Origin of the sequence: Limnobacter sp. CACIAM 66H1 (assembly GCF_001601825.1) — a bacterium.
Lineage (GTDB): Bacteria > Pseudomonadota > Gammaproteobacteria > Burkholderiales > Burkholderiaceae_B > Limnobacter.
The window spans coordinates 1-6,805 of the sequence record NZ_LUJK01000083.1 but is presented as its reverse complement, the minus strand read 5'-3'; the positions used below and the strand labels follow the sequence as shown (position 1 = coordinate 6,805).

General features: G+C 45.7%; 7 protein-coding genes. All 7 read left to right on the top strand.

What is annotated here, in order from left to right; genetic code table 11:
* The coding region (locus tag A0129_RS15210) for a hypothetical protein (protein ID WP_291716246.1) at window positions 1-560 on the top strand (560 nt) is incomplete at its 5' end.
* Window positions 561-646: 86 nt separating this feature from the next.
* Window positions 647-1,321: a hypothetical protein gene (locus A0129_RS15205; protein ID WP_291716245.1), complete on the top strand. Its 675-nt coding sequence runs from the start codon at window positions 647-649 to the stop codon at window positions 1,319-1,321.
* An 88-nt stretch (window positions 1,322-1,409) separates the two neighbouring features.
* On the top strand, window positions 1,410-2,324 hold the full coding sequence (locus A0129_RS15200; RefSeq protein WP_291716244.1) for a DUF2971 domain-containing protein: 915 nt from the start codon (window positions 1,410-1,412) through the stop codon (window positions 2,322-2,324).
* Between the two features lie 109 nt (window positions 2,325-2,433).
* Entirely contained in the window at window positions 2,434-3,606 is a 1,173-nt protein-coding gene (locus A0129_RS15195) for an SIR2 family protein (RefSeq protein WP_291716243.1), read from the top strand.
* 2 nt (window positions 3,607-3,608) lie between these two features.
* Window positions 3,609-5,450 (top strand): ATP-binding protein, encoded by a 1,842-nt coding sequence (locus tag A0129_RS15190; RefSeq protein WP_291716242.1) that lies wholly within the window; start codon window positions 3,609-3,611, stop codon window positions 5,448-5,450.
* A 91-nt stretch (window positions 5,451-5,541) separates the two neighbouring features.
* Window positions 5,542-6,390: a DUF3883 domain-containing protein gene (locus tag A0129_RS15185; RefSeq protein ID WP_291716241.1), complete on the top strand. Its 849-nt coding sequence runs from the start codon at window positions 5,542-5,544 to the stop codon at window positions 6,388-6,390.
* A 162-nt stretch (window positions 6,391-6,552) separates the two neighbouring features.
* Window positions 6,553-6,805: VOC family protein (locus A0129_RS15180; protein ID WP_367190001.1), on the top strand; the 253-nt coding region annotated here is incomplete at its 3' end.

Here is a 6,805-nt window from a genome sequence, read left to right as displayed (position 1 = left end):
GGTGGCTGATGGAAGCACCGTGGTGGTCGCTCGCTGTTTCTCTCACTGCCCTCGGCGTGAGCATCTTCACCTTTTGGTGGACAAACGTTCGTGAGGCTCTGGCCCTGCACTTGGTACCGCTCGCGCGTATAGGCAACTTCGACGGCCCGGTCTTCGCGTTATGCAATGGGGGGAAGAGGGACCTCCTCGTAACCCAATTGCTTGTGTACTTTGAAACGGGCTCACGAGGCTCATGCTACTACCCGGCCGTCTCTATTCAGGGCGGAACGGAGGGACAGGCGGATTTCATCGCCGGAGGGAAGACGGTGGAATTCCGCGCTTCATTCCTTGAATCGTTTGGCGCAAACTTCGCTCAAGGCGGAGTAAAGGGCGATCCGTGGCCAGAGCTTTACTCACACTACATCGGTATCGAAGTGGAATGGGTTAGTCCCGGTGGGCAGGTGCGAATGGCCCGAGTCCTTCATTCCCGCCTTGGCTTTGCCGCCGATGGGAAGATTCGAGGCAAGGCGCCCTTGAGCAAAGACCAAGTCGCCTACAACCTTTATGAAGCAGCCACCTAACCCTTCCATCGAGGGGACGTCACAAAGGCCGCTTCGCGTCCTTTGCGCCGCCACTCATGTCAAACGTTATTTACCAAGAGGAAACCATGCAAAACGCTGACCTGAGTGTTATTTATTACATAAAACCTTGGGCAGAAATTCTTTATCTGCTTAGTGGAACAGGCATATTTATATTGGCTTGCTTTGGACTCAGGCAACTAACGCTTGCCAAGCAACAACTAGAGACATCCAAGGATATTTTTAAAACTCAATCTAAACGAGCATCATTTGAGAGCTCCGCACACCAATGCAATGAATACAGTAAAAATATAACTCAGCTATATCACAAGCTAACAAAGTTCGCAAAAGAGAATTCAATAACCTTCTTTGCCGACGCCAAGATCGAGGAAAAAGAAAATGGGATTAGAGTAAATATTTCAGACGTAAACAAAGAACACATTGAAAAACTCGAAGAAATTTCAGACATCGTCAGTGCATTCATAAACGGAATAGAAGGATTTTCCGTATATATAATCTCAGGGATTGCCGATGAAGATACAGCATTCCATACCGTAGGGAAAGTATATGTAAAACACGCCGAAATGGTTGCCAAGCTCACAACATTCACCAATTCAACCCAAGAAGATAACAAGCAAATATGGGCGCTTTACTTTAAATGGAAAAAGCGACTTGAGAATCAGCGGCTTGAAACAGAACGTAAGAAAATAGAAGAAAAAATAAACAAAAATCAAACAAAACCAATTCGTGCAATAGGCACATAACAATGCGCTCAAATCGTTCGCTTCGCTCACTGGGACGGGCTAAAGCTCGCCCCTTAGCTTAATCGTTATACGTACTGATCACCAACGCATGCCACCGACGCTTTACAAGTACAGGCCACTTGGGGACCGCACCGAGCAAATTTTTCGCACTAGCCAGGTTTGGTTGGCGAAACCGGCGACATTGAACGATCCGCTTGAGTGCCGCATTCCCGCATTCGACCCCATAATTCTTCAGCGCAAATCACTTGAAGCAAAGCAGCATCAGTTGTCCGGTTTTATTTGGCAGGCCCACCAAGCTCACGAACGCAAAGAACCGTTCTTTACTCTTCATGGTCGCGAAATTAATAGACTGCTGAGTCGTATTAAGAAGGCCCCGGATTTAAGCCGAAAGCACAGGATAGCAAATGACTTTTTACGTTCTGTTGGAGCAGCAGGCTTCAGTCGTACCGATACGTACGGCGATTCGATAGAGTTTCAGTTAAGCGAGCTCGGCATATTCAGCTTGTCCGAAGACCCATGCAACATCCCAATGTGGGCTCACTACGGCGAGATGCACAAGGGAATTGCCATAGGGTTCGCGCCAGAGGAAGGTAGCGAGCTTGCCAACCCCGATTTTTGCCGCCCCGTGCACTACTCTGACGAAGCGAATACCTTTTCATTTGAAGGCGGGCATCTGACGGGGGTTGCCTACTACGTCGACGAAAACGGAGAAACAAAGGCTCAGAGTTACATCCCGATTGAAGACGAACAACTTCAACGGGCAATCTTTACCAAGACAAAGGCTTGGGCTTACGAAAAAGAGTGGAGATATGTTCGTCAGAAAAGCGGGTTGTACCCTATTCCTGCTCTCATACGTGAAGTCATTTTTGGCCTTCAATGCACTGCGGAAACTAAGCGAAACTATGTCGAACTTGTGGCCAAACACATTTCAACTTCTGTCCAGTTCAAAGAGGTTGTTTTGCCACCATCCGCTAGTGGGCCAGCGTTACGACAGTACGTATAACCCTGCGGTCCACCGGACGCTGCGCGATAAAGCCGCGCAGCGCCGGTGACCTCCACGTTATAACGCTCTAGTTGCCAGCTTCGATACAACTCTATAAGAAGGAAAGAAAATGGATGATTTGATTGATGACGAGTTGTTCTTGCAAGTAGAGGAACACTTGAAGTGTAGTGAGCAAAGTTGGCTATTGGGTGCAGGAATAAGTTTCGATGCTAAATTACCGTTAATGTACCCTTTAACGAATAAGGTTAAGAAGGATATAGAAGCTAGTCATAAGAAGTTATATGACGATATTATCACTCCACTGTTTGAAGAGCTGCCAGAGCAGTGCCATATAGAGCATGTTCTTAGTCATCTTGGCGACTATGCTGCATTAGCTGAAAGAAATAAAGAAAAGAAAACTGTAATTCGTGGGGTGGAAGTTGAGTTAACAACCCTAGAGGATGTACATAATAAAATTCTTGAGTCTATCTCAAATGTTATCCGGTGTGGCTATGTTGAGGACAAGGATGGAAATACAGTTGAAGAAGGCTCTTTGTCTAAACCAATTGTAGACATCGAAGCACATTTAGAATTTGTTGACACTCTGTTTAATCACGCATCCGCCGGTGTTCATGAGCGAAGAAAAGCTGTCAATATTTTCACAACTAACTATGACACTCTTTTAGAAGATGCATTAGCACTAAATAAAATTCCTTATTGGGATGGGTTTGATGGTGGTGCTATAGCCTATCGAAAACAGAAGTATGGAGAACCCATTCCAGCGAACAATCAGCGCGCCAACTTAATTAAAATGCATGGCTCCATAGATTGGTTTCTTTGTGACAAAGGGTATGTATGGCGAGTTAGAGAAAATGATCTATACCCAAAGGCGGACCGTCGGGTTCTAATTTACCCTCAAGCCACTAAATACGTTGCCACTCAGCAAGATCCGTTCTCTACGCAGTTTGACTTATTCAGAAAATCGCTAAATTCTTCCAATAGCAATATGTTAGCGGTGTGCGGCTATAGTTTTGGCGATGATCATATCAACAACGAAATTGAATTTGCGTTATCGAAAGCAGAAAATAAAACAGTATTGCTCGCATTCTTGGAGTGTAGGGATGAAATTCCACCATGTTTAGAAAAGTGGCGTAGCCATAGTTTTGGTTCAAGAGTAATTATCGCATCCATACACGGCCTATATATTGGAAAAGAAGGCCCATTTAAACGAAAAGACAAAGACGATTATTGGTGGACATTCAAAGGTGTAACATCAGTATTAAAGAACGGATGCGAGGTTTAGTTATGTTTACACCATCTGAAGAGTTGAAAATAGGCCAAGTTGTTGAGGTGTCAGGAACCAATATAAAAGTTGAGATTTCAGATAAAATATCAGAATTAACAAGAACTTTTAATGGTCGTGTTTACCCTATCGGTCAAATAGGTAGCATGGTTAAAATTCACTATGGTCGCAAAATAATTTTTGGCTTGGTAACAATGCTCAGAATGCGATCAGAAGAGTTAATTGAAGCAGGTATGCCTGTGACTTCTGATTCTGATCAGCGTGTAATGGAAGTTCAGCTGTTAGCTGAAGGCAGCTGGAATAATACAAAATCAATTTTGGCCTTTAAGCGTGGTATTAAAACCTACCCTTTGCCCCAACAAGGCGTATTCCTGCTAACCAACGAAGAAATTTCTTTTGTCTACCGTTCCGCTGAAGGTACAAGAGATGATGAAGTAGATCCATTAGTTCCCTTTGCGGTTTACAGTGCTTCTGAATCTACAGCCTGTCGAGCTAACATTAATAAAATGTTTGGTATGCATTGTGCGGTTCTTGGATCTACAGGATCTGGTAAGTCAGGTACTGTTGCCGCGATTATTCATAGCGTACTATCGCATAAAAATAATGATAAAGAGCTGTCTCCTCAGATAGTGGTCATTGATCCTCATGGTGAGTATGGTTCAGCCTTTAAAGAGAGAGCTGTACAGTACCGAGCATATGACATAGCGGCAGGCGACGATGGTCAGGAAGAGATAAAGCTACCGTATTGGTTAATGTCTAGTGATGAGTTTACTAACCTAGTTATCGGTAAAACGGAAAGAAGCGCTACCAGTCAAAACAATGTAGTTCAAATAGCTCTCGCTCATGCAAGAATGGTTGCCGCTGGAATTGTCAAACCTTGCCCAAGAGAGTTCGGTACAGAGGCCCTTAACCATTTAGAAAATTTTGACGATCCAGATTTATGCGTCGGCAAGGATACTTCAGAAATTCTGGAATTCGATCGTGATAAGCCGAGACCATTTTGTCTTGATGAGTTCGAAGCTCATGTTAGGTATATACAGGGTGGAAGATTTAAAAAAGGCACAAAGACTTTAGAGTCACTACCACCATCAGATTCAGGTATGTCCTATGTTTCAGCAGTGTTAGATAAATTAAAAGTTCTGAGAAGAGATACTCGACTTTCATTTATGATGAGGTGTTGGGTTGATAACGATTCTGAAATAAAGCTACATCAAGTTTTGAATCAATTCATTGGCGCACCTAGTCAGGCAGGAAAAGATATTAGAATTATTGATATTTCAGGCTTACCAAATGAAGTTGCAGGCCCGCTTACCGCACTAATTGCTAGGTTACTTTTTCAGTACAAAGTATTTCAAACTCAACAAGAGAAAGAGAAGGATCCTATATTATTAGTGTGTGAAGAAGCTCATAGGTATGTTCCAGATCACGGGGAGGCTCAGTACGCAGCCGCTCAGGGAGCAATCAGGCGTATAGCAAGAGAGGGGCGAAAATACGGAATTGGTTTGATGCTGGTAAGTCAGCGTCCAGCCGATGTGGACAGCACAGTAATTTCACAGTGTGGTACTTGGGTAGTACTAAGGCTAACAAATTCTGCAGACCAGCAACATGTCGCTCGATTCTTGCCAGATGGACTTTCTGGCATGGTCGGAGCATTACCCATTTTATCTCAGCAAGAAGCAATTTTTGTTGGTGAAGGTTCGGCTCTACCTTCCAGGGTAAGAGTTAGGGATCTAAAAGAAGAGCAATTGCCGAAATCAAATACGATACCATTTGCTCAGGGCTGGGCGAGTGATCGCCTAGATATAGAAAAATTGAAAGAGATATCTGAGAGAATGTGCAGTTAGAAGCGCGTTATAACAAGGCACTGCACGCGGATAAATTACTCGCTGCGCTCATAATTTACCGGTGAGTGCGGCGTTATATTTCACAAATGCCATGACAAGCCACTGGTCAGATTCCGAGGTCGAAGTAGCAGTTGCAGACTATTTCTGCATGCTTAGGCTTGAGCTGACTGGGGGTAAATACAACAAAACCGAGCATCGGCGCGCCTTGATGGAGCAGCTAAATAATCGCTCCAATGGCTCAGTGGAATTGAAGCACCAAAACATCAGTGCCGTTTTGAGCGAGATGGGTATTCCCTACATCGACGGCTATAAGCCCCGGTTCAACTATCAGCGCTCACTGTTGCCAGCGGTGGTCGCTGATTACCTCAAGGCTAATCCAGAGCTTCAGCACCTGTTTGCTGCGGATTCGGAGGTAACGCCTGCTATTTCAAGTGTGGAAGACTTCCTGTCGGCCTGGGAAGAGCCACCTGCGCTGGAAGATAGAAAAACTCCCACCATTTCAGAGCCGCGAGCCATCTACAACCCCGGTGGCGTTAACTACTTGGAGCGCGAGGCCAGGAACCAATCTCTCGGAGAAGCAGGGGAGCAGTTCGTCCTTAATTTTGAGCGTGCTCGCCTGATCAAGGCCGGCAAGGATTCACTTGCTGACCGCATCGAGCAAATTTCGGTCACAGTCGGGCCATCTGCTGGTTTTGACATCAGGTCTTTCGAGGAAAACGGTACAGATCGGTACATCGAGGCAAAAACCACGAAGTATGGAAAGAACACGCCATTCTTCGTCACGCCGAATGAACTTCGGTTCTCTCGAGACAATGCATCGAGGTACTACTTGTATCGCTTGTTCAAGTTCCGCGACACGCCGCGCCTATTCGCGTTGAATGGAAGTATGGAGGATCGGTGCATCCTTGAACCGTCTGAGTTCATTGTAAGACCAGCGTGAAATTTAACTAGGCGTTGCACATGGCGTTTGCCCCGATTTTCATTTCCGCTAACGCAAGAACAGGTATTACATCAAATGCACCGGAGATGTGGCACTGGGATTCAATCGTACGCTTTCATTCATGGCAAACTCCACTTGCACCCGGATCAATACCCCTTACCCATGCGCCCACACATTAGCCTCATCACCCTGGCCGTTGAAGATCTGCAACGTGCCGTCGCATTCTATCGGGACGGGCTTGGGTTACCCACCAATGGCATCATGGGTACAGAGTTCGAGATCGGTGCGGTGGCCTTTTTCGATCTTCAACCCAACCTGAAACTCGCAGTGTGGCCGCGCACAAGTTTAGCCGCCGACACGGGCTTGCCACTGACGGGTGGAGGTACCGGCAGCTTCAGCATTGCCCACAATGTGG

Bases quoted from the DNA above. Each gene is read 5' to 3' on its own strand.
- A0129_RS15205 (WP_291716245.1), top strand. From the start codon at position 647: ATGCAAAACGCTGACCTGAGTGTTATTTATTACATAAAACCTTGGGCA.
- A0129_RS15200 (WP_291716244.1), top strand. From the start codon at position 1,410: ATGCCACCGACGCTTTACAAGTACAGGCCACTTGGGGACCGCACCGAG.
- A0129_RS15195 (WP_291716243.1), top strand. From the start codon at position 2,434: ATGGATGATTTGATTGATGACGAGTTGTTCTTGCAAGTAGAGGAACAC.
- A0129_RS15190 (WP_291716242.1), top strand. From the start codon at position 3,609: ATGTTTACACCATCTGAAGAGTTGAAAATAGGCCAAGTTGTTGAGGTG.
- A0129_RS15185 (WP_291716241.1), top strand. From the start codon at position 5,542: ATGACAAGCCACTGGTCAGATTCCGAGGTCGAAGTAGCAGTTGCAGAC.